The 20,660-nt window shown below is 71.2% G+C and carries 17 protein-coding genes; 8 read left to right on the top strand and 9 right to left on the bottom strand.

Annotated elements, in window-relative coordinates; genetic code table 11:
- Positions 1 to 180: 180 nt before the first annotated feature.
- Positions 181 to 2,559 carry an ATP-binding SpoIIE family protein phosphatase gene (locus ACZ6AA_RS13775; protein WP_471458074.1) on the top strand — a complete coding sequence of 793 codons (2,379 nt, stop codon included), beginning with the start codon at positions 181 to 183 and terminating at the stop codon, positions 2,557 to 2,559.
- Here ACZ6AA_RS13775 and ACZ6AA_RS13770 read toward each other — a convergent pair.
- The 3 genes from ACZ6AA_RS13770 to ACZ6AA_RS13760 form a co-directional block, all read right to left on the bottom strand.
- Positions 2,463 to 3,578 (bottom strand): AI-2E family transporter, encoded by a 1,116-nt coding sequence (locus ACZ6AA_RS13770; RefSeq protein WP_471458072.1) that lies wholly within the window; start codon positions 3,576 to 3,578, stop codon positions 2,463 to 2,465. The two genes, ACZ6AA_RS13775 and ACZ6AA_RS13770, sit on opposite strands and share 97 nt — an antisense overlap.
- Before the next feature lie 105 nt (positions 3,579 to 3,683).
- Complete coding sequence (locus ACZ6AA_RS13765; RefSeq protein WP_468454093.1) at positions 3,684 to 4,640, bottom strand: pirin family protein; 957 nt, start codon at positions 4,638 to 4,640, stop codon at positions 3,684 to 3,686.
- Positions 4,641 to 4,812: 172 nt separating this feature from the next.
- Positions 4,813 to 5,292, bottom strand: a complete 480-nt coding sequence (locus tag ACZ6AA_RS13760) for an SseB family protein (protein WP_385709664.1) — start codon at positions 5,290 to 5,292, stop codon at positions 4,813 to 4,815.
- A 385-nt stretch (positions 5,293 to 5,677) separates the two neighbouring features.
- Here ACZ6AA_RS13760 and ACZ6AA_RS13755 point away from each other — a divergent pair, with 385 nt between their 5' ends.
- The 4 genes from ACZ6AA_RS13755 (at position 5,678) to ACZ6AA_RS13740 (ending at position 10,526) form a co-directional block, all read left to right on the top strand.
- On the top strand, positions 5,678 to 6,472 hold the full coding sequence (locus tag ACZ6AA_RS13755; protein ID WP_468481577.1) for an alpha/beta fold hydrolase: 795 nt from the start codon (positions 5,678 to 5,680) through the stop codon (positions 6,470 to 6,472).
- A 131-nt stretch (positions 6,473 to 6,603) separates the two neighbouring features.
- The gene (locus ACZ6AA_RS13750) at positions 6,604 to 8,430 is read left to right on the top strand and encodes an acyl-CoA dehydrogenase (RefSeq protein WP_471458070.1); all 1,827 of its coding nucleotides are present in this window, start codon (positions 6,604 to 6,606) and stop codon (positions 8,428 to 8,430) included.
- A 239-nt stretch (positions 8,431 to 8,669) separates the two neighbouring features.
- A complete protein-coding gene (locus ACZ6AA_RS13745; RefSeq protein ID WP_471458068.1) occupies positions 8,670 to 9,974 on the top strand; it encodes a M18 family aminopeptidase in 1,305 nt (434 codons plus the stop codon).
- A 54-nt stretch (positions 9,975 to 10,028) separates the two neighbouring features.
- Positions 10,029 to 10,526 carry an LURP-one-related/scramblase family protein gene (locus ACZ6AA_RS13740; RefSeq protein WP_471458066.1) on the top strand — a complete coding sequence of 166 codons (498 nt, stop codon included), beginning with the start codon at positions 10,029 to 10,031 and terminating at the stop codon, positions 10,524 to 10,526.
- A 28-nt stretch (positions 10,527 to 10,554) separates the two neighbouring features.
- Here ACZ6AA_RS13740 and ACZ6AA_RS13735 read toward each other — a convergent pair whose 3' ends face one another.
- Positions 10,555 to 11,343, bottom strand: coding sequence for a carbon-nitrogen family hydrolase (locus ACZ6AA_RS13735; protein ID WP_471458064.1), 789 nt, complete (start codon positions 11,341 to 11,343; stop codon positions 10,555 to 10,557).
- 167 nt (positions 11,344 to 11,510) lie between these two features.
- Here ACZ6AA_RS13735 and ACZ6AA_RS13730 point away from each other — a divergent pair, with 167 nt between their 5' ends.
- Positions 11,511 to 12,335: a maleylpyruvate isomerase family mycothiol-dependent enzyme gene (locus ACZ6AA_RS13730; RefSeq protein ID WP_471458062.1), complete on the top strand. Its 825-nt coding sequence runs from the start codon at positions 11,511 to 11,513 to the stop codon at positions 12,333 to 12,335.
- A gap of 76 nt (positions 12,336 to 12,411) precedes the next feature.
- On the opposite strand, the gene ACZ6AA_RS13725 is transcribed toward ACZ6AA_RS13730, so the two are convergent.
- The gene (locus ACZ6AA_RS13725) at positions 12,412 to 13,734 is read right to left on the bottom strand and encodes an MFS transporter (RefSeq protein ID WP_471458060.1); all 1,323 of its coding nucleotides are present in this window, start codon (positions 13,732 to 13,734) and stop codon (positions 12,412 to 12,414) included.
- On the bottom strand, positions 13,731 to 14,432 hold the full coding sequence (locus tag ACZ6AA_RS13720) for a GntR family transcriptional regulator (protein WP_468454321.1): 702 nt from the start codon (positions 14,430 to 14,432) through the stop codon (positions 13,731 to 13,733). Before ACZ6AA_RS13720 ends, ACZ6AA_RS13725 begins: the two co-directional genes overlap by 4 nt.
- 313 nt (positions 14,433 to 14,745) lie before the next feature.
- On the opposite strand from ACZ6AA_RS13720, the gene ACZ6AA_RS13715 reads away from it, so the two are divergent.
- Entirely contained in the window at positions 14,746 to 15,651 is a 906-nt protein-coding gene (locus ACZ6AA_RS13715) for a D-alanyl-D-alanine carboxypeptidase family protein (protein ID WP_469006456.1), read from the top strand.
- Between the two features lie 128 nt (positions 15,652 to 15,779).
- Here ACZ6AA_RS13715 and ACZ6AA_RS13710 read toward each other — a convergent pair whose 3' ends face one another.
- From ACZ6AA_RS13710 to pdhA, 3 genes are read right to left on the bottom strand one after another with little or no spacing between them, the layout of a single operon-like run.
- Positions 15,780 to 17,249 (bottom strand): dihydrolipoamide acetyltransferase family protein, encoded by a 1,470-nt coding sequence (locus tag ACZ6AA_RS13710; RefSeq protein ID WP_468454076.1) that lies wholly within the window; start codon positions 17,247 to 17,249, stop codon positions 15,780 to 15,782.
- Between the two features lie 11 nt (positions 17,250 to 17,260).
- Positions 17,261 to 18,241 carry an alpha-ketoacid dehydrogenase subunit beta gene (locus ACZ6AA_RS13705; protein ID WP_468454074.1) on the bottom strand — a complete coding sequence of 327 codons (981 nt, stop codon included), beginning with the start codon at positions 18,239 to 18,241 and terminating at the stop codon, positions 17,261 to 17,263.
- A 2-nt stretch (positions 18,242 to 18,243) separates the two neighbouring features.
- On the bottom strand, positions 18,244 to 19,482 hold the full coding sequence (pdhA, locus tag ACZ6AA_RS13700; RefSeq protein ID WP_468454072.1) for a pyruvate dehydrogenase (acetyl-transferring) E1 component subunit alpha: 1,239 nt from the start codon (positions 19,480 to 19,482) through the stop codon (positions 18,244 to 18,246).
- Between the two features lie 359 nt (positions 19,483 to 19,841).
- Here pdhA and ACZ6AA_RS13695 point away from each other — a divergent pair, with 359 nt between their 5' ends.
- Positions 19,842 to 20,501 carry a response regulator gene (locus ACZ6AA_RS13695; RefSeq protein ID WP_030362322.1) on the top strand — a complete coding sequence of 220 codons (660 nt, stop codon included), beginning with the start codon at positions 19,842 to 19,844 and terminating at the stop codon, positions 20,499 to 20,501.
- Positions 20,502 to 20,660 lie beyond the last annotated feature (159 nt).

Raw genomic sequence — 20,660 nt, 5'->3', positions numbered from 1 at the left:
CCCGGCCGGGGGCCTGCCCCGGCGGGCGTAAAGAAGGTGCTGGCTGTCAAGGCTACCGTCCGGTGGAAGATCACTTCCCCCCGTATTCGGGCGCCCCTCCCGGTGTCCGGGGCGGGCGCCCGCCCCGGACGGACGGGGACAAGGTGGCGAGCGGTGCACAACTGTTCCTACAGTGATTCAATGCGCACCGATGAGCCCCGCGAGCAGGTGGGGGACGCCTCCCTGCCTCCCGACCGGGACTCCCTCCCGCCCGTGAGCGCCGTGCTCTCGGTCATCGCCACCGGCCTGTGGCGCTGGGACAACGCCACCGGGACCGTCACCCTCGACGCCGAGGCGGCCCGGCTGCTCGGCCTCCCGCCGCACGCCCAGACCACCACCGAGGCGGGCGTGCGCTCCCGCTTCCACCCCGTCGACTGGAACGAGATCCACGGCATCGTGCAGCTCGCCGTCGCCGAGGGCACCCTCGCCGAGGCCCGGCTGCGGATCATGGACGAGCAGGGCCGCCGCGTCCTGCGCACGGTGCGCAGCCGTACGAAGCCGATCGTCCACGAGGGCGGCAGCACCTACGAACTGCTCGGCACCATCCAGGAGGTCTCCGAGCCGTCCCCCGGCTCGGCCGCCCGCTCGCCCGTCACCGGGGACTGGCGCCGCTCCCGCGAGGCGTTCCTGCTCGACGCGGGCCGCGCGCTCGCCGAGGCACGGTCCACCAAGGAGGTCCTGCGGGTCGCCGCGGGCCTGTCCATGCCGGGCTTCTCGCCGGACGGCCTCGCCGTCTTCGGCGCCAAGGCCGACCGCCTCACCCTGGTCGGCCACCACGGCCACCACGGCTACGGCCACGACGACCCGCTCGCGTCGATGCCGCTGGACACGGACTACCCCGCCGCCGAGGTGCTGCGCACCGGCCGCGCCGTCTATCTGTCGTCCCCGGCGGACTACCGCCGCCGCTACCCGACCGCCTGGCCGCTGGCCTCGCGCTTCGAGCGGCAGTCGTGGGCGTTCCTGCCGCTGATCGTCGCGGGCCGCACGATGGGCGCGTGGATGGCGGCGTTCACCTATCCCGTCTCGTTCACGCCCGACGAGCGCTCGGTCCTGACGACGGTCGCGCGCATGCTGGCGCAGGCCCTGTCGCGGGCCGGGGTCGCGGAGTCCGAGCGGGAGCTGACCGAGGGCCTGCAGCGCTCCATGCTGCCGGTGCTCGGCCCGGAGATCCCCGGCATGAGCGTCGCCGCACGCTACGTACCGACGGGCGGGGGGCTTCAGGTCGGCGGCGACTGGTACGACGTGATCCCGCTGCCCAGCGGCCGCATCGCCTTCGTCATCGGCGACGTCCAGGGCCACGACGTGCGGGCGGCCGGCCTGATGGGGCAGCTGCGCATCGCCCTGCGCGCGTACGCCTCCGAGGGGCACCGCCCGGACGCGGTGCTCTCCCGCGCCACCCGCTTCCTGTCCGGCATCACGGACGGCATCGCCTACGGCTCGACGGACACCCGCGACGACCACGGGGGCGCGGCGGCCGACCCGCGCTTCGCGACCTGCCTGTACGTGGAGGCGGATCCGGCGACCGGGGTCCTGGAGATCGCCCGCGCGGGCCATCCCGAGCCCGTCATACGCATGAGTGACGGAACGGTTCTCCAGCGGCCCATCGCGGGCGGCCTCCCCCTCGGCATCGACCCGGACGCCGACTACCCGACGACCCGGCTCGTCCTCGACACCGGCGAGACCATGCTGATCTGCACGGACGGCCTCATCGAGACGGGCGGCCACGACCTGGAGACGGGCTGGAAGCGGATCCGCGAGATTCTTGAGCGGTACGAAGATGACGCGGCCGGAGCCGCGGGTGCGGGTGCGGGCGCGGGCGCGGCCTCCGCCGAAGGGGGCGCCGCCGAGCCCGAGGGGCACGAGGGCTTCGGCGCCTACGAGGCCCCGCCGACCGGGGACGACAGCCTCGAACTGCTCGCCGACACCCTCGTCCAGGCCGTGCACGGGCCCTCCTCGCACCACACCACGGGCCCCCTCGCCGACCGCCGCGAGGACGACATCGCCGTGCTCCTGCTCCGCCGCACCGGCCGCCCCGACCAGCGCGCCCACACCCGCCGCACGATGCTGACCATCGCCCAGGCCGAGCCGGAGCGCGTCGCGGGCGCGCGCCAGCACCTGCGGGACCTGCTGCACGACTGGTCGGACGCCGAGCAGGTCGACTCGGCGGTCCTGCTGGTCTCCGAGATGATCACCAACGTGCTCGTGCACACCGACGGCGACGCGCTCCTGGTCGCCGAGGTCACCGGCGAGGTCCGCGCGCGCAGGCTCCGGGTGGAGGTCGCCGACGGCAGCGACGACCTGCCGCACAAGCGCCACCCCGGCGAACTCGCCTCGTCCGGGCGGGGACTCGTGCTCATGGAACTGCTCGCCGACCAGTGGGGCGTGGATCCGCGGGGCGAGGGCAAGAGCATCTGGTTCGAGCTCTACGAAGGCTCGGGGGACCCGTCCGGAGAGGGCGGTGCTCCGGAGGCCGGGGCGGGCGGGGGCTTCGGCGGCGCGGACCCGGACGCCGCGCTGTAGCGGGCGCGCAGCTCGGACAGCACACCGAACGCGGCGGCCGTCAGCGGCACGGCGAGCAGCATCCCGATGATCCCGGCGACGGACGCCCCCGCGGTGATCGCCAGCATCACCACCGCCGGATGCATCTGCACGGTCCGGCTCTGGATCATCGGCTGGAGCACATGCCCTTCGAGGACCTGCACGGCGAGGACGACGCCGAGCGCCCACAGGGCGATGACCGGGCCGCGGTCGGCGAGGGCTACGAGGACGGCGATGGCGCCCGACAGGAACGCCCCCAGGTACGGGATGTAGGCGCCGACGAACACGAGCGCGCCGAGCCCGGCGGCGCCCGGCACACGCAGGACCAGCAGGCCGACGGTGATGCACACGGCGTCGATGAGCGCGATGAACGTCGTCCCGCGCATGAAGCCCTCGACGGCCGTGAACGCGCGGCGCGCCATGGCCTCCACGGTGTCGGCGGAGGACGCGGGCACCAGGGAGCGCAGCGCGCCCGCGGTCTTGTGCGAGTCGCGCAGGAAGAAGAACACGAGCAGCAGCGCGAGCACGGCGGTCGCGATCATCTCGCCGACCACGCTGATGCCGCTCACCACCCCGGAGGCGGCGGTGCCGCCGAACTTCCCGAGCAGGTCCTTGGCGTTGGACGCGAGGTCGTCGAGGGAGGTGCCCGCCGCGCCGAAGTGCTTCGACAGGTCGACGGCGGCTTCCTTCAGGGACGAGATGATCTGGTCGCCGGTGTCGATGAGCGCCTTGACCACGATGTACGTCGCGCCGCCGACGACCGCGAGCACGGCGGCGCAGGTCAGGCCCGCGGCGAGCGAGCGCTGCACCCGCATCCGGACGAGCCGCCGGTACAGCGGCCCGAGCAGCGCCGTGCCCAGGAGCGCGAGCAGCACGGGGGTGACGGCCGTCTTGAACACGGTGCACAGCCACACGCCGACCCCGGCCACACCGGCGACGAGCAGCGTGACCACGCACCAGGCGGCCACGCGCCGCACGGCCTCGGGCAGAAGGGTGTGCACGGGTCCACCCGAACACGGCGGTACGGCCTACGCAGCGGGGCGTAGGCCGTACGGACGGCGCCGGGTCAGCTGCCGCTGCGCCGGGTCACGTGTCCCTGCGCCGGGTCACATGCCGTGCACGGCGGGGACCGAACCCAGCAGGCCCTTCTGGAAGTCCTCGAAGGCCTGCTGCAGCTCCGCGCGGGTGTTCATCACGAATGGCCCGTAGTGCGCCATGGGCTCCCGGATGGGCTGCCCGCCGAGCAGCACGACCTCCAGGTCGGGCGTGTGGGAGTCCTGCTTCTCGTCCGCCCGGACGGTCAGCGAGCCACCGGCCCCGAAGACGGCGGTCTGCCCGAGCTCGACGGGGCGCCGCTCCGCGCCGACGGTGCCGCGCCCGGCGAGGACGTACGCGAGCCCGTTGAAGTCCTCCCGCCAGGGCAGCGTGACCTCGGCCCCGGGCCGCACGGTCGCGTGCACCATGGTGATCGGCGTGTGCGTGATGCCCGGGCCCTCGTGCCCGTCCAGCTCACCCGCGATGACCCGCAGCAGCGCGCCGCCGTCGCCGGTGGTCAGGAGCTGCACCTGGCCGCCTCGGATGTCCTGGTAGCGGGGGTCCATCATCTTGTCCTTGGCGGGCAGGTTCACCCACAGCTGGAGGCCGTGGAAGAGCCCGCCGGACATGACGAGCGATTCGGGCGGCGCCTCGATGTGAAGGAGACCGGACCCGGCGGTCATCCACTGGGTGTCGCCGTTGCGGATGGTGCCGCCGCCACCGTTGGAGTCCTGGTGCACGAAGGTGCCGTCGATCAGGTACGTCACGGTCTCGAAGCCGCGGTGCGGGTGCCAGGGGGTGCCCTTGGGCTCCCCGGCCGCGTACTCCACCTCGCCCATCTGATCCATCATGATGAACGGGTCGAGGTACTTGTAGTTGATCCCGGCGAAGGCGCGCCGCACCGGGAACCCCTCGCCCTCGAAGCCGCTGGGCGCGGTCGTCACGGCGAGCACGGGGCGGGCCACGGCGTCGCCCGGCACGGTCACCCTGGGCAGGGTCAGCGGATTCTCGACGGTCACTGCAGGCATGGATGGGACCTCCTTGTACGCTCAGATTAGTTGAACGTAGAACTTTCTGCCACCTGGAACACGAAACGCCCGGAGGGCATTCCCTCCGGGCGTTCCGGTGATCACTGGGGGCGGGGTACGTGGCCGAAACCGTCGGCCGCACCCGCGGTCCGTCATCCGTACGTGCGGGTCGTCATCCGTACATGCGGCGCATGGCGAAGTCGACCATCTGCTCGACCGCCTTCGCGTCGAACACCATGCGGTGCTCGCCCTCCATGTCGAGGACGAAGCCGTAGCCGGTCGGCAGCAGGTCGATGACCTCCGCGCCGGTGATCACGAAGTACTTGGAGTCCTTGCCGGCGTACCGGCGCAGCTCCTTGAGCGACGTGAACATCGGGATGACCGGCTGCTGGGTGTTGTGCAGCGCGAGGAAGCCGGGGTTGTCGCCGCGGGGGCAGTACACCTTCGAGGTCGCGAAGACCTGCTGGAAGTCCTCGGCGGCCATGGAGCCCGTGGTGAACGCGCGCACCGCGTCCGCGAGGGACGGAGGCGACGGCTCCGGATACAGCGGGGGCTGCTGGCCGTAACCACCGGGCGTCTGCGCTTGCGGCGGCGGCTGTTGCGGCGGGACGTACCCCTGCCCGACACCCGCGTGCTGGTCGTAGCCGTACATGCGGCCCAGCGTACCGATCCTGGCGGGGGCGCCCTACGCGGACGCCGGATCCGCGGCACTCCGGACACCCCGCCCCACCTCCCACCGGGACCAAATCCCCCCCCCATCCCGTTTCCGCCCCACAACACGGTGAACGCCGCCTGCCGGGGCCCTTCACCGTCGGCGCCTGCGGGCTGCGGGCCACCGGGGGCGCCGGCGCCCTGTGGGCAGCTGGGCCGCCAGGGGCGGCACGGGTGGGCACAGCCCCGGTCGGCGGTGGCGTTGGCGATGGGGGGCAGGTGGCCTGCGGCGGGGGTTTATGTAGCGGTCGCTAGACAAATGGCCGGGAGGGGACTACCTTTTTGTAGCGAGGGCTACAGATACTCGACCCGAGGGGGACCTACACATGGCCGCAGGCACGAGCACGTACACGACCGGGGCGACGTACGCCCGGACCACCCTCGGAGAGGGCCCCGCCCTGCTCCTGGCGCACGGCGCCGGCGGCTCCGTGGACGCCAACTTCGGGCCGGTCCTGCCGGCCCTGGCGGCGGCGCACAGGGCCGTGGCCATCGACTACCCGGGGGCGGGGAGGACGCCGCGCGCCAAGGCACCCTTGACCCTGGACGGCCTCGCGGACGAGCTGATCGCCGCGGCCGACGCGGAGGGCGCGGACACCTTCGCCCTGGCGGGGTATTCGCTGGGCGCGGCGGTGGCCGTCCGCACCGCGGCCCGCCACCCGGACCGGGTGAAGGCCCTGGTCCTGACGGCCCCCTTCGCCCGCCCGGACACCCGGATGACCCTCGCAGCCCAGACCTGGCACCACCTGGCCTCGTCCGGCGACCGGGACAAGCTGGCCCGCTTCCTGCTCCCGCTCGCCCTGAGCCCGGAGGCCCTGGACGCCCTGTCCCCGGAGCAGCTCGACGCGACCCTGCGGGGCACGGCGGAGTCGGCCCCGGAGGGCAGCGCGGACCACGTGGACCTGGTGATCCGTGCGGACGTCCGCGCCGACCTGGCCGCGATCACCGCCCCGACCCTGGTCATCACGACCACCCGGGACCAGCTCGTCCCGCCCGCGCTCCAGCGCGAGGTCGCGGCCGGGATCAGCGGCGCCCGCGTGGCCGGGACGGCCACCGGCCACCTCCCCTTCGCCGAGGCCCCCGCCCAGTGGCAGCGACTGATCACCGACTTCCTGGGCGAATAGACCCTGCTCACACTTGGGCCATCAGGGGTTGCCTCTTATTACCGACGGGTAGCATCATGGTCAACGACTAGCTACTTACTGGTACGCCCACGAGGATTCCAGCCTCCCAAGCCACTTACGGAGCCGTCGCCATGGGGCACTACAAGTCGAATCTCCGCGACATCGAGTTCAACCTCTTCGAGGTGCTCGGCCGCGACAAGCTGTACGGCAGCGGCCCGTTCGCGGAGATGGACGTCGAGACCGCCAAGAGCATCCTCAGCGAGCTGTGCCGCCTCGCGGAGAACGAGCTGGCCGATTCCTACGAGGACGCCGACCGCAACCCGCCGGTCTTCGACCCGGCGACCAGCACCGCCCCGGTCCCTGCCTCCTTCAAGAAGAGCTACCAGGCCTTCATGGACTCCGAGTACTGGCGCCTGGGCCTGCCCGAGGAGATCGGCGGCACCACCGCCCCCCGCTCCCTGATCTGGGCGTACGCGGAGCTGCTGCTCGGCGCCAACCCGGCGGTCTGGATGTACTCCTCCGGCCCGGCGTTCGCCGGCATCCTCTTCGAGGAGGGCAACGAGGCGCAGAAGAAGGTCGCCGAGATCGCCGTGGAGAAGCAGTGGGGCTCCACGATGGTCCTGACCGAGCCGGACGCGGGCTCCGACGTGGGCGCGGGGCGCACCAAGGCCGTGCAGCAGGAGGACGGCTCCTGGCACATCGAGGGCGTGAAGCGCTTCATCACGTCCGGTGAGCACGACATGTCGGAGAACATCCTCCACTACGTCCTCGCCCGCCCCGAGGGCCACGGCCCCGGCACCAAGGGCCTGTCCCTCTTCCTCGTGCCGAAGTACGACTTCGACTGGGAGACCGGCGAGCTGGGCGAGCGCAACGGCGTCTACGCGACCAACGTCGAGCACAAGATGGGCCTGAAGGCGTCCAACACGTGCGAGATGACGTTCGGCGACCAGCACCCCGCCAAGGGCTGGCTGATCGGCGACAAGCACGACGGCATCCGCCAGATGTTCCGCATCATCGAGTTCGCCCGCATGATGGTCGGCACGAAGGCGATCTCGACGCTCTCCACGGGCTACCTGAACGCCCTGGAGTACGCCAAGGAGCGCGTCCAGGGCCCCGACCTCGCCCAGTTCATGGACAAGTCCGCGCCGAAGGTGACCATCACTCACCACCCGGACGTGCGCCGCTCCCTGATGACGCAGAAGGCGTACGCGGAGGGCATGCGCGCCCTCGTCCTGCACACCGCCGCCGTCCAGGACGAGATCGCTGTCAAGGAGGCGAACGGCGAGGACGCGGCGCAGCTCCACGCCCTGAACGACCTCCTCCTGCCCATCGTGAAGGGCTACGGCTCGGAGAAGGCCTACGAGCAGCTGGCGCAGTCGCTCCAGACGTTCGGCGGCTCGGGGTACCTCCAGGAGTACCCGATCGAGCAGTACATCCGCGACGCCAAGATCGACACCCTCTACGAGGGCACCACCGCGATCCAGGGCCAGGACTTCTTCTTCCGGAAGATCGTCCGCAACCAGGGTGCCGCGCTGAACGGCCTCGCCGAGGACATCAAGAAGTTCCTCGCCGTCGGCACCGGCGGCGAGCAGCTCGCCGGGGCCCGCGAGGAGCTGGCCAAGGCGGCCGTCGAGCTGGAGGCCATGGTCGGCGTCATGCTCACCGACCTCGCGGCCACGGAGCAGGACGTCAAGGCCATCTACAAGGTCGGCCTCAACACCACCCGCCTCCTGCTCGCCTCCGGCGACGTCGTCGTCGGCTATCTGCTGCTGCGGGGCGCCGCCGTGGCCGCCGAGAAGCTGGAGACCGCCGCCCCGAAGGACCAGGCGTTCTACCAGGGCAAGATCGCCGCCGCGAAGTTCTTCGCAGCGAACGTCCTGCCGGGCGTGGCCACCCAGCGCACCCTCTCCGAGACGGTGACCCTCGACCTGATGGAGCTGGACGAGGCGGCGTTCTAAGCCTCCCGAGCCAGGTGGCCCGCTCCTCCGCCCCGGGGAGCGGGCCACCGTCTGCCCTCTCCCAGGGGCGCACAGCACAGCACTCCAGCCGCCGGCCGCCGGCGGCGGGTCACCCCCACGAGCGGCGTCCGCTCCTCGGACAACTGGAAACGGGTGGGCGGGTGGGAGAGATCCGCCGCGGAGCGGCGGGACAGGAAACCCGCACCAGCCCCCCGCAGGGGCGTGGTTAAGGTGACGCCATGAGCACACGCGCCCGCTTCGACCGCGGCCACACCGACGACCTCATGACCTTCCTGGCGGCAAGCCCCTCGCCGTACCACGCCGTGGCGAGCGCCGCCGAACGCCTGGAGAAGGCCGGCTTCCGCCAGGTCGGCGAGACCGACGCCTGGGACGGCTCGACCGGCGGCAAGTACGTGCTGCGGGGCGGCGCGATCGTCGCGTGGTTCGTACCGGAGGGCGCCGCCCCCCACACCCCGTTCCGCGTCGTGGGCGCCCACACCGACTCCCCGAACCTGCGCGTCAAGCCCCTGCCGGACACCGGCGCGCACGGCTGGCGCCAGGTGGCCGTGGAGATCTACGGCGGCCCGCTGCTCAACTCCTGGCTGGACCGCGACCTGGGCCTGGCGGGCCGCCTGTCCCTGCGGGACGGCACGTCCCGCCTGGTCAACATCGACCGCGCGCTGCTCCGCGTACCCCAACTGGCCATCCACATGGACCGTTCGGTGCACACCGACGGCCTGAAGCTCGACAAGCAGAAGCACATGCAGCCCATCTGGGGCCTCGGCGAGGACGTCCGCGAGGGCGACCTGATCCGCTTCGTCGAGGAGGAGTGCGGCCTCGCCCCCGGCGAGGTGACGGGCTGGGACCTGATGACGCACTCCATCGAGCCGCCCGCGTATCTGGGCCGCGACCGCGACCTGCTCGCGGGCCCCCGCATGGACAACCTGCTTTCGGTGCACGCCGGTACGGCGGCCCTGGCCGCCGCGGCCACCGCCCCCGACGCCGACGCGCTGCCGTACATCCCCGTCCTCGCCGCCTTCGACCACGAGGAGAACGGCTCGCAGTCCGACACCGGCGCGGACGGCCCGCTGCTCGGCACGGTCCTGGAGCGTTCGGTGTTCGCGCGCGGCGGCTCGTACGAGGACAAGGCGCGGGCCTTCGCGGGCACGGTCTGTCTGTCCTCCGACACCGGCCACGCCGTCCACCCCAACTACGCCGAGCGGCACGACCCGACGCACCACCCGCGCGCCAACCGGGGCCCGATCCTGAAGGTGAACGTCAACAACCGGTACGCCACGGACGGCGGCGGCCGTGCCGTGTTCGCCGCCGCCTGCGAGAAGGCGGGCGTGCCGTTCCAGGCGTTCGTCTCCAACAACTCGATGCCCTGCGGCACGACGATCGGCCCGATCACGGCCGCGCGGCACGGCATCAAGACGGTCGACATCGGCGTGGCGATCCTGTCCATGCACAGCGCGCGCGAGCTGTGCGGCGCCGACGACCCGCATCTGCTCGCGGACGCGCTGCTCGCGTTCCTCGAAGGCTGAACCGGCCGGTCGCCGCGGGGGGGATATCACCTGTTTCGGGGTACTCATGGGCGCATGAGACTTCTCGTACGCGACCGGCTCTTCGGCATCGGCGACGACTACTGGATCGAGGACGACCGGGGCCAGAAGGTCTTCTTCGTCGACGGCAAGGCGATGCGCCTGCGGGACACCTTCGAGCTGAAGGACATGCAGGGGCGGGTCCTCATCGACATCCGGGCGAAGATGCTCGCCCTGCGCGACACGATGCTGATCGAGCGCGAGAGCGAGCCGCTCGCCAGAGTGAAGCGCAAGCGGCTGTCCCTGCTCCGCAATCACTACCGGGTGGAGCTGGCCGACGGATCGACCACCCTCGACGTCAGCGGCAAGATCCTGGACCGCGAGTTCGCCATCGAGTACGAGGGCGAACTCCTCGCCGACATCTCCCGGCGCTGGTTCAGCGTCCGCGACACCTACGGCGTCCACATCACCCGCGAGGACGCCGACCCGGCCCTGCTCCTGGCCATCACGGTCTGCGTGATCCGCCTGGCGGAGAAGGAACGCGGCGAGGACTGAGCCCCCCGGGGGTGGGACGACGGCCCCGCTACGAAAGCCTGCGGTCCTTCAGCGCCGGGAACTGCTCCCGGGTCTCGGCCACCTTGGCCAGGTCCAGGTCCACCGTGAGGACCTCCTCCTCGGCCCCGGCCGACTCGGCAAGCACCTCGCCCCACGGGTCGACCACCACACTAGCCCCCGCCTGCGGCACCCCCGCATGGGTCCCCGCGGTCCCGCAGGCGAGCACGTACACCTGGTCCTCGACGGCCCGGGCACGGGCGAAGAGCGACCAGTGCGCCCGCCGCCGGGCGGGCCACCCGGCGGGCACGACGAACACCTCGGCCCCGGCGTCGACGAGCCCCCGGAACAGCTCGGGGAAGCGCAGGTCGTAGCAGGTGGCGAGGCCGAGCACGGCCTCGGACGTACGGGCGGTGACCAGCTCCGTGCCCGCGCCCATCAGCACGGCCTCCCCCTTGTCGAAGCCGAACCGGTGGATCTTCCGGTAGGAGGCGGCCAGCTCGCCCTCGGGCGAGAAGACGAGGGAGGTGTTGTAGAGGGCACCGTCGGGGGCGCGTTCGGGGATCGACCCGGCGTGCAGCCACACCCCGGCCTCCCGCGCGGCCTTGGCCATCACCTCGTACGTGGGCCCTTCGAGGGGCTCGGCCTCGGCGGCGAAGGACTCGTAGGCGAACGCGCCCGTCGTCCACAGCTCGGGCAGCACGACCAGGGCCGGACGCTCCCGTTCGGCGACCTCGCGTACCAGCGAAGACACCCGCTGCCGACGGGAATTGACTGTTTCGTCATCGTCTACGTCGATCTGGAGGAGAGAGGCGCGCACAGTACCACCGTCCTGGCATTCGAGCCGTCAAGTAGGCCTACGATCGTCACACGAAAGCACTGCAGGGGTGCCAGCGGGCAGCGTACTGTGATTTTCCGGGGGAGCCCCCGGACCCCCACGACGCGTCCCAGACACCCACCGCCCGCGTACGACCGCCGAGGGGTCCCGTGAGTCTCCATCCCAGCCTTCAAACCTACGCCGATGCCTGGACCCACTCCGTGGAAGCGATATCCGAGCTGGTGTCCCCCCTCACCGAGGGGGAGTGGAACCAGCCGACCCCCTGCCCGGCCTGGTCCGTGCGGGACATCGTGTCCCATGTCATCGGCCTCGACTGCGAGATGCTGGGTGACCCGCGCCCGATCCACACCCTGCCGCGCGACCTGTACCACGTACAGACCGAGGGCCAGCGCTACATGGAGATGCAGGTCGACGTCCGCCGGCACCACACGGCGCCCGAGATGACCTCCGAGCTGGAGTACACGATCATCCGCCGCTCCCGGCAGCTGCGGAACGAGTCCCGCGACCCGTCGACGAAGGTGCGCGGTCCGCTCGGCTCGGAGCAGACCCTGGAACTGGCCATGCGGATGCGGGCGTTCGACGTGTGGGTGCACGAGCAGGACCTGCGCACGGCCCTCAGGAAGCCGGGGAACACCGATTCCCCGGGGGCGTATGTCGTCCGTGATCTGCTGCTGCAGGGACTGCCGAAGGTGGTCGCGAAGAAGGCGGGTGCCCCGGCGAACTCCGCGGTGGTCTTCGACGTGAGCGGCCCCGTCGAGTTCCTGCGCACGGTCCGCGTCGACGCGGACGGCAGGGCGACGGTGGACAGCGCCCCCTCGCTGGGCCCGCTCGCCACCATCGGGATGGACTGGGACACGTACTTCCGGCTCGCCTGCGGCCGGGTCTCGTACGCGGCCGTCAAGGACCGGGTGAAGGTCGAGGGCGACCAGGACCTCGGCGACGCGATCCTCGGGGAGTTCGCGGTCACGCCGTAGCGCGCCGGCCGGGGTTCCGGGGCGGTCCCGGAACCCGGCGGCGCGGCGGGCCCCGTGTCGGCCGGGGGCGTACGCCTCAGACGGGGACGTGCACCGTCTCCACCCGGCTGGCCACGAGCCGCTCCCGCTCCCGCCGGGCGGCCCGGTTCCGCAGCCGCAGGATCTGGCTGAGGCCGACGGCCTCAAGGACGAAGACCGCGGAGAAGGCGATCCGGTAGTTGTCGCCGGTCGCGTCGAGCAGCACACCGATGGCGAACAGCGTCGTCATCGAGGCGATGAAACCACCCATGTTGGTGATGCCGGAGGCCGTCCCCTGCCGCTCCGGAGGATTCGCGGGCCGTGCGAAGTCGAAGCCGATCATCGAGGCCGGACCGCAGGCGCCGAGCACCACGCACAGGACCACGAGCAGCCACATCGGCGCGTGCTCCCCGGGGTAGGCGAGCGTCGCCGCCCAGACGGCCGCCGTCGCGCCGACCGTGCCGAGCGCCAGCGGCAGCCGCGCCGCGTGGTGCCGGGCCACGACCTGCCCGAAGACCAGGCCGATCGCCATGTTGGCCAGCACGATCAGCGTAAGCAGGTCCCCCGCCGCACCCCGGGACAGGCCCTGCGCCTCGACCAGGAACGGCAGGCCCCACAGGAGCAGGAACACCATCGCGGGGAACTGCGTCGTGAAGTGCACCCACAGGCCGAGCCGGGTGCCGGGCTCCCGCCAGGACAGCGCGATCTGTTCGCGTACGAAGCCGGGTCCGCCGCCGGACCGGGCCGCGGGCGGCTCCGGCTCGTGGCCCTCGGGGTGGTCCTTCAGGAACACCGCCATCACCACGAGCACGACGACTCCGGCGACCGCGCTGCCCGCGAACGCGGTGGTCCAGCCGACCTCGTGCAGGACCCGGGCGAGCACCAGGGTCGAGACCAGGTTGCCCGCCATGCCGACGAGCCCGGCGAGCTGCGCGACGAGCGGGCCGCGCCGGACGGGGAACCAGCGGGTGCCGAGCCGCAGCACGCTGATGAACGTCATCGCGTCGCCGCAGCCGAGCAGCGCGCGCGAGGCGAGTGCCATGCCGTACGACGGCGAGAGCGCGAAGCCGAGCTGGCCGAGGGTGAACAGGACCACGCCGAGGGTCAGGACCTTCTTCGTGCCGAGCCGGTCCACCATCAGGCCGACGGGTATCTGCATGCCCGCGTACACGAGCAGTTGGAGTATCGAGAACGTGGAGAGAGCGGAGGCGTTGACGTGGAAGCGGTCGGCGGCGTCCAGGCCCGCGACGCCCAGCGAGGTGCGGAAGATGACGGCGACGAAGTAGACGGAGACGCCGACGGACCACACGAGGACGGCCCGCCGCCCGCCCGGCGGGTCCCCGGGCAGCCGGGCGGACCCGGCCGTCGCGCCGGTGGTCATCGTGCCGCTCCCCGCGCGAGGTTCTGGAACCAGCCGACGTGCCGCGTGACCACGTCGACCGCGGCCTCGGCGTCCTCGGCCGTCAGCGCCGCGAGGATCTCCTCGTGCTCGGCGAGGGTCTTGGCGATGCGGTCGGGGTGGGAGTGCATCACGGCGACGCCCATCCGCAGCTGGCGGTCGCGCAGTTGGTCGTAGAGGCGGGACAGGATGTCGTTGCCGCCGCTGCGGACGATCTCCGCGTGGAAGCAGCGGTCGGTCCGCGCCGCCGCCGCGAGGTCACCGGCCGCGGCCTGCTCCCGCTGCTGTTCGAGCAGCGCCGTCAGCCGGTCGAGGAGTCCGGCCGGCGCGGGCACCGCCTTGCGCACCGAGTGCGTCTCGACGAGCAGCCGGGTCTCGACGACGTCCGCGATCTCCTGCGCGGAGACCGGCAGGACGAGGGCGCCCTTCTTCGGGTACAGCCGCAGCAGCCCCTCGACCTCCAGCTTGAGCAGCGCCTCGCGCACCGGTGTGCGGGACACCCCGACGGCCTCGGCCAGCTCGCCCTCGGTGAGGAGCGTGCCGCCCTCGTAGTGGCGCTCCAGGACGCCCTGCTTGACGTGCGCGTAGACGCGCTCGGCGGCGGGGGGCTGCTTGAGGGAGGCCTTGGGGGAGGCCTTGGAGGACTGGGAGGCGTCCGGGGCGGACGGGGGCGGGGCCATGGAGGCGGGTGGGGCGGCTGGCATGCGCACAGCATAGATACAACACGTATACGCAGGGAGTCCGGGTCCACGATCCGGACAGCGATCGGGGACGGCGATCCGAGCACCGCCCTCGGCATCGATCCGGACACCGCCCCGCACGTGATCCACCCGACACGACTTGGCCGCATCTTTACCCGTTTGGCACGCATCCGTTCCGCCCTCTCGTCAGTCATCCCTGTGACGGCTGTCCCATCTCACCTGCACCACAAGGAGATTCGGGACATAAGCCGCCAACTACCTCTCATCAAGCAGGGACAACGGAGCGTTCACCTTGAGAATCCGCACCCCGGGCGTGCGCGTGCGCCGTATAAGCGCAGCCGCTGCCGTCACCGCCGGAGCCGTCCTCACCACGGGCATCGCCGTGGCTCCCGCGCAGGCCGCCGCGCCGCCCAAGCCGTCGATCGCCGCCAAGGGCGGCTTCCTGATGAACAACGGCTCGGGCAAGGAACTGTTCAACAAGGCCGCGGACACGCGCCGCGCCACCGGCTCGACGACGAAGATAATGACCGCCCGGGTGGTCCTCGGCCAGCGGAACCTCAACCTGGACTCGAAGGTCACGATCCAGAAGGCGTACAGCGACTACATCGTCCGCAACAACGCCTCGCACGCCCGCCTGATCGTGGGCGACAAGGTGACGGTCCGCCAGCTCCTGTACGGGCTGATGCTGCCGTCCGGCTGCGACGCCGCGTACGCCCTCGCGGACAAGTACGGCAAGGGCTCGTCCCGCGCCGCCCGCGTGAAGTCCTTCATCGGCCAGATGAACAAGACGGCCAAGGACCTGAAGCTGAAGAACACGCACTTCGACTCGTTCGACGGCATCAGCAACGGCGCCAACTACTCGACGCCGCGCGACCTGACGAAGCTCGCGAGCAACTCGATGAAGTACTCGCAGTTCCGCACGATCGTGAAGACGAAGACATACACGGCGAAGACGAAGACGAAGACCGGCGGCACCCGCACCATGGCGCCCTGGAAGAACACCAACGCCCTGCTCGGCTCCTACCGCGGCGCGATCGGCGTGAAGACGGGCTCCGGCCCCCAGGCCAAGTACTGCCTGGTCTTCGCGGCGACCCGCAACGGCAAGACGGTCATCGGCACGGTGCTCACGTCCACCTCCTCCGCGGCCCGGATCTCGGACGCGAAGAAGATGATGGACTACGGCTTCAAGGTCGCGTAGCGACTGCGGGTCTTTGAAGCACGCAGGGTCTTTGAAGTACGCAGGCCCTTGAGTACGAGGACGGGGCCCACCGCACATCGCGGTGGGCCCCGTCCTTCGTACTGGGCGATCCCTCGTACCAGTGGGCGCTACGCCCAGGTCATCAGCCGCTTGGGCTGCTCCAGGATCGCCGCCACGTCGCCGAGCACCTTCGAGCCCAGTTCCCCGTCCACCAGGCGGTGGTCGAAGGAGAGCGCGAGGGTGGTCACCTGACGGGGCTTCACCTTGCCCTTGTGGACCCACGGCTGGAGCTTGATCGCGCCGACCGCGAGGATCGCGGACTCACCGGGGTTCAGGATCGGTGTGCCCGTGTCGATGCCGAAGACGCCGATGTTCGTGATCGTGACCGTGCCGCCCTGCATGGCGCCGGGTGACGTCTTGCCCTCGCGGGCCGTGGTCACCAGCTCGCCCAGGGACGCGGCCAGCTCGGGCAGGGTCTTGGCGTGCGCGTCCTTGATGTTCGGCACGATCAGACCGCGCGGGGTGGCCGCGGCGATGCCCAGGTTCACATAGTGCTTCTGGACGATCTCCTGGTTCGCCTCGTCCCAGGCCGCGTTCACGTCCGGGTTGCGGCGGATCGCGAGCAGCAGGGCCTTGGAGATCAGAAGCAGCGGGTTGACCCGCAGCCCCTCGAAGGCACGATCCTGCTTGAGCTCCTCGACGAGCTTCATCGTGCGCGTCACGTCCACCGTCACGAACTCCGTGACGTGCGGCGCCGTGAAGGCCGAGCCGACCATCGCCTGCGCGGTGGCCTTGCGGACGCCCTTGACCGGGATGCGGGTCTCGCGGGCGTCGCCCGCCGCCACGGGGGCGGCGGCCGGGGTGGGCGCGGCCGGGGCCGTGACCACCGCGGGCGCGGGCGCCGGGGCGGCCACCGCGGCGTGCACGTCCTCGCGGGTGATGATCCCGTCGGGGCCGGTCGGCGTGATGGTGGCCAGGTCGACGCCCAGGTCCTTGGCGAGCTTGCGGACCGGGGGCTTGGCCAGGGGGCGGGCGCCGGTGGGTGCCGCGGCCTGGGGGGCCGGAGCGGCCGGAGCCGGGGCGGCGGCCTGGGGCGCGGGGGCGTGGCCGTTCATCTCGCCCTGCACCGCCGCCGCGTAGTACGCCCCGGCGGGCGGCTCCTCGCCCTGGCCCGGCACTGGCTTGCGGGCGCGGCGCTTGGTGGAGGACTCGGAGACGCCGTACCCGACGAGGACCGGCTGGCGGCCCTTGGGCGCCTCGGGCTCCTCCGGGGCGGCGGGCGCGGGCGTGGCCTCGGGAGCGGGGGTGGCCTCGGGGGCGGGCGCGGCGCCGCCGGCCGGGCCCACCGTGATGATCACCTGGCCGACGTCCACCGTCGTGCCCTCGGCGAAGCGCAGCTCCCGCACCGTCCCGTCGAAGGGGATGGGCAGTTCGACGGCGGCCTTGGCCGTCTCCACCTCGCACACGACCTGGCCGTCGGTGACGGTGTCGCCCGGCGCGACGTACCACTTGAGGATCTCGGCCTCGGTGAGTCCCTCGCCCACGTCGGGCATCTTGAACTCGCGCACGGCCGAAGCGGTGTCAGTCATTGTCGTCACGACCCTCTTCCTCAGTACGCCAGCGAGCGGTCGACGGCGTCGAGCACCCGGTCGAGGCCCGGCAGGTAGTCCTCTTCGACCCGGGCGGGCGGATACGGGGCGTGGAAGCCGCCGACGCGCAGCACCGGCGCCTCCAGGTGGTAGAAGCACCGCTCGGTGATGCGGGCGGCGATCTCGGCGCCCGAGCCGAAGAACGTCGGCGCCTCGTGCACCACGATCAGGCGGCGGGTCTTCTCGACCGAGGCCTGCACCGTGTCGAAGTCGAGCGGCGAGATCGTGCGCAGGTCGACGACCTCCAGGGACTTGCCCTCCTCGGCGGCGGCCGCGGCGGCGTCCAGACAGGTCTTGACCATCGGGCCGTACGCCACGAGGGTCGCGTCCGTGCCCTCGCGGACCGTGCTCGCCTTGTGCAGCGGGCCGGGGATGGCCTCGGTGTTGACCTCGCCCTTTTCCCAGTACCGCCGCTTGGGCTCGAAGTAGATCACCGGGTCGTCGCTCTGGATGGCCTGCTGGAGCATCCAGTAGGCATCCGACGAGTTGGACGGCGTGACCACCTTCAGGCCCGCGACGTGCGCGAACAGCGACTCCGGGGACTCGCTGTGGTGCTCGACGGCGCCGATGCCGCCGCCGTACGGAATGCGGATGACGACCGGCACCTTGATCTTGCCGAGCGCACGGGCGTGCATCTTGGCGAGCTGCGTGACGATCTGGTCGTACGCGGGGAAGACGAAGCCGTCGAACTGGATCTCCACCACCGGGCGGTACCCGCGCAGGGCGAGGCCGATGGCCGTGCCGACGATGCCGGACTCGGCGAGCGGGGTGTCGATGACCCGTTCCTCGCCGAAGTCCTTCTGCAGGCCGTCGGTCACCCGGAAGACGCCACCGAGCTTGCCGACGTCCTCGCCCATGACGAGGACCTTCGGGTCGGTGTCGAGAGCCCGGCGAAGGGACTCGTTGATCGCCTTGGCGATCGGGAATTTCTTTACGGCCATGGCTACTTGACCTCCCCGCCAGTGGCGGCGTTCACAGGTGCGTCCGCGAACGACGCCTGGTAGGCGGCGAACTGGGCGCGCTCCTCGTCCACGAGCGCGTGCCCGTCGGCGTAGATGTTCTCGAAGATCGACATCGGCTCGGGGTCGGGCATCGTCCGCACCACGTCCCGCACTCGCTTGCCCAACGTCTCACTCTCGGCCTCGAGTTCCGCGAAGAATCCCTCATCCGCGTGACCTTCGGCCTCCAGGTACACCCGCAGCCGCTGGATCGGGTCCTTGGCCTCCCACGCCTCGCGCTCCTCGTCGCGCCGGTAGCGCGTCGGGTCGTCCGAGGTCGTGTGGGCGCCCATGCGGTACGTGAACGCCTCGATGAGCGCCGGTCCTTCACCACCGCGCGCCCGCTCCAGGGCCCACTTGGTGACCGCGAGACAGGCGAGCACGTCGTTGCCGTCGACGCGGACGCCGGGGAAGCCGTAGCCCTGCGCGCGCTGGTACAGCGGCACCCGGCTCTGCTTCTCGGTCGGCTCGGAGATCGCCCACTGGTTGTTCTGGCAGAAGAACACCACGGGGGCGTTGTAGACGGCGGAGAACGTGAACGCCTCGGCCACGTCGCCCTGGCTGGTGGCGCCGTCGCCGAAGTACGCCACCACCGCGCTGTCGGCGCCGTCCTTGGCCACGCCCATCGCGTAGCCCGTGGCGTGCAGCGTCTGCGAGCCGATGACGATCGTGTACAGCTGGAAGCCGTTGGTGTTGGGGTCCCAGCCGCCGTTGTTCACGCCGCGGAACATGCCGAGGAGCAGCGTCGGGTCGACGCCCTTGCACCAGGCCACGCCGTGCTCACGGTAGGTGGGGAAGACATAGTCGTCCGCCCGGGTCGCGCGGCCCGATCCGACCTGCGCGGCCTCCTGGCCGAGCAGCGACGGCCACAGGCCCAGCTCGCCCTGTCGCTGCAGCGTGACGGCCTCCGCGTCGAAGCGGCGGGTGAGGACCATGTCCCGGTACAGGACACGGAGGTCCTCCGGCGTGAGGTCCGCGACGTAGCGGTCGTACTCGGAGTTCTCGACCCGCCGGCCCTCGGGCGTCAGCAGCTGTACGAGCTCCGGCTCGCCGCCCTGGGCGGCGTCCTTGCCCTGCGCGGCGCCCTTGCCCGGGCTCGCGGTCTTCTTGGCGCTCGCACTGGCGCGCTTGCCGCCGCTGCTTGCGCGGCGCGGTGTGCGCGCGGCGGTGCTTTCCACGGTCACGTGTGCTCCTCCGTCGGTCCGGCCCCCGGGGTCCACCGGGAGGCCAGTACGGCTCGCCCGATTCCAGCCCGTCGCACGGGGTGGGTGCGGCTCAGCCGGGACAAGGCGTGACAGTTGCTCCGGCGAGCGCCCTTCTCCAAGCACGTTACCCAGTGCGTACCAAAACTGTGAAACCCCGCCTGACCTGCAATTTTGCTTGGATTTCCAAGTAAATCCCGCTAGGAAATCCAACTAAATCGAGAAGAGCGGAAACACAGCCTGGTCACAGCACTGATCACAGCCTGGCAGGGGGCCGGAACACCGGCACGTTATCCCGGGCACCCCGGGCACGGGAAGAGTTGATGTGTGACACTGGCAGGGTGCGCGAAGAAGGAAAAATCACCGTATTCCTGCTCGACGATCACGAAGTCGTGCGCCGCGGAGTCCACGAACTGCTCTCCGTGGAGTCCGACATCGAGGTGGTCGGCGAGGCCGGCACGGCGGCGGACGCACTCGTGCGGATTCCGGCCACGCGGCCTGATGTAGCGGTCCTTGACGTGCGGCTTCCCGACGGCAGCGGGGTCGAGGTGTGCCGTGAGATCCGTTCCCAGAGCGATGACATCAAATGCCTGATGCTCACGTCGTTCGCCGACGACGAAGCCCTCTTCGACGCCATCATGGCCGGTGCTTCCGGCTATGTCCTCAAAGCCATTCGCGGCAATGAACTCCTCTCCGCGGTGCGCGATGTCGCCGCCGGAAAGTCCCTGCTCGACCCGGTCGCCACGGCCCGCGTCCTGGAGCGGCTGCGCGACGGCAAGAACCCCAAGGGCGACGACCGGCTCGCGAACCTGACGGAACAGGAACGCAAGATCCTGGACCTGATCGGCGAGGGCCTGACCAACCGCGCCATCGGCGAGCGACTGCATCTCGCCGAAAAGACGATCAAGAATTACGTCTCCAGCCTGCTGTCCAAGCTCGGCATGGAGCGCAGGTCGCAGGCGGCGGCGTACGTGGCCCGGATGCAGGCCGAGCGGCGCTGACCGCCCCGCCCCCTGTCCGACCCCACCGGGCCCCTGTCTGCCCCGCCGGACCCCCCGACTGCCCGCACGGGCGCCCCGACTGCCCGCACGGGCGCCCCGGAGGGCAGCCTTACACGGGACTTATGGCCCCCTCTTGAGGGGCGGGGGGCTCTTCTTCCG

Source organism: Streptomyces sp. NPDC040610 (assembly GCF_055594065.1).
The sequence above is the reverse complement of the archived record's forward strand: the minus strand, read 5'-3'. Positions and strand labels throughout refer to the sequence as shown.

What these genes read in the sequence shown, in the direction of transcription:
- ACZ6AA_RS13775 (WP_471458074.1), top strand. Translation starts at nt 181, where the DNA reads ATGCGCACCGATGAGCCCCGCGAGCAGGTGGGGGACGCCTCCCTGCCT.
- ACZ6AA_RS13765 (WP_468454093.1), bottom strand. Translation starts at nt 4,640, where the DNA reads ATGCCTGCAGTGACCGTCGAGAATCCGCTGACCCTGCCCAGGGTGACC.
- ACZ6AA_RS13760 (WP_385709664.1), bottom strand. Translation starts at nt 5,292, where the DNA reads ATGTACGGCTACGACCAGCACGCGGGTGTCGGGCAGGGGTACGTCCCG.
- ACZ6AA_RS13755 (WP_468481577.1), top strand. Translation starts at nt 5,678, where the DNA reads ATGGCCGCAGGCACGAGCACGTACACGACCGGGGCGACGTACGCCCGG.
- ACZ6AA_RS13750 (WP_471458070.1), top strand. Translation starts at nt 6,604, where the DNA reads ATGGGGCACTACAAGTCGAATCTCCGCGACATCGAGTTCAACCTCTTC.
- ACZ6AA_RS13745 (WP_471458068.1), top strand. Translation starts at nt 8,670, where the DNA reads ATGAGCACACGCGCCCGCTTCGACCGCGGCCACACCGACGACCTCATG.
- ACZ6AA_RS13740 (WP_471458066.1), top strand. Translation starts at nt 10,029, where the DNA reads ATGAGACTTCTCGTACGCGACCGGCTCTTCGGCATCGGCGACGACTAC.
- ACZ6AA_RS13725 (WP_471458060.1), bottom strand. Translation starts at nt 13,734, where the DNA reads ATGACCACCGGCGCGACGGCCGGGTCCGCCCGGCTGCCCGGGGACCCG.
- ACZ6AA_RS13720 (WP_468454321.1), bottom strand. Translation starts at nt 14,432, where the DNA reads ATGGCCCCGCCCCCGTCCGCCCCGGACGCCTCCCAGTCCTCCAAGGCC.
- ACZ6AA_RS13705 (WP_468454074.1), bottom strand. Translation starts at nt 18,241, where the DNA reads ATGGCCGTAAAGAAATTCCCGATCGCCAAGGCGATCAACGAGTCCCTT.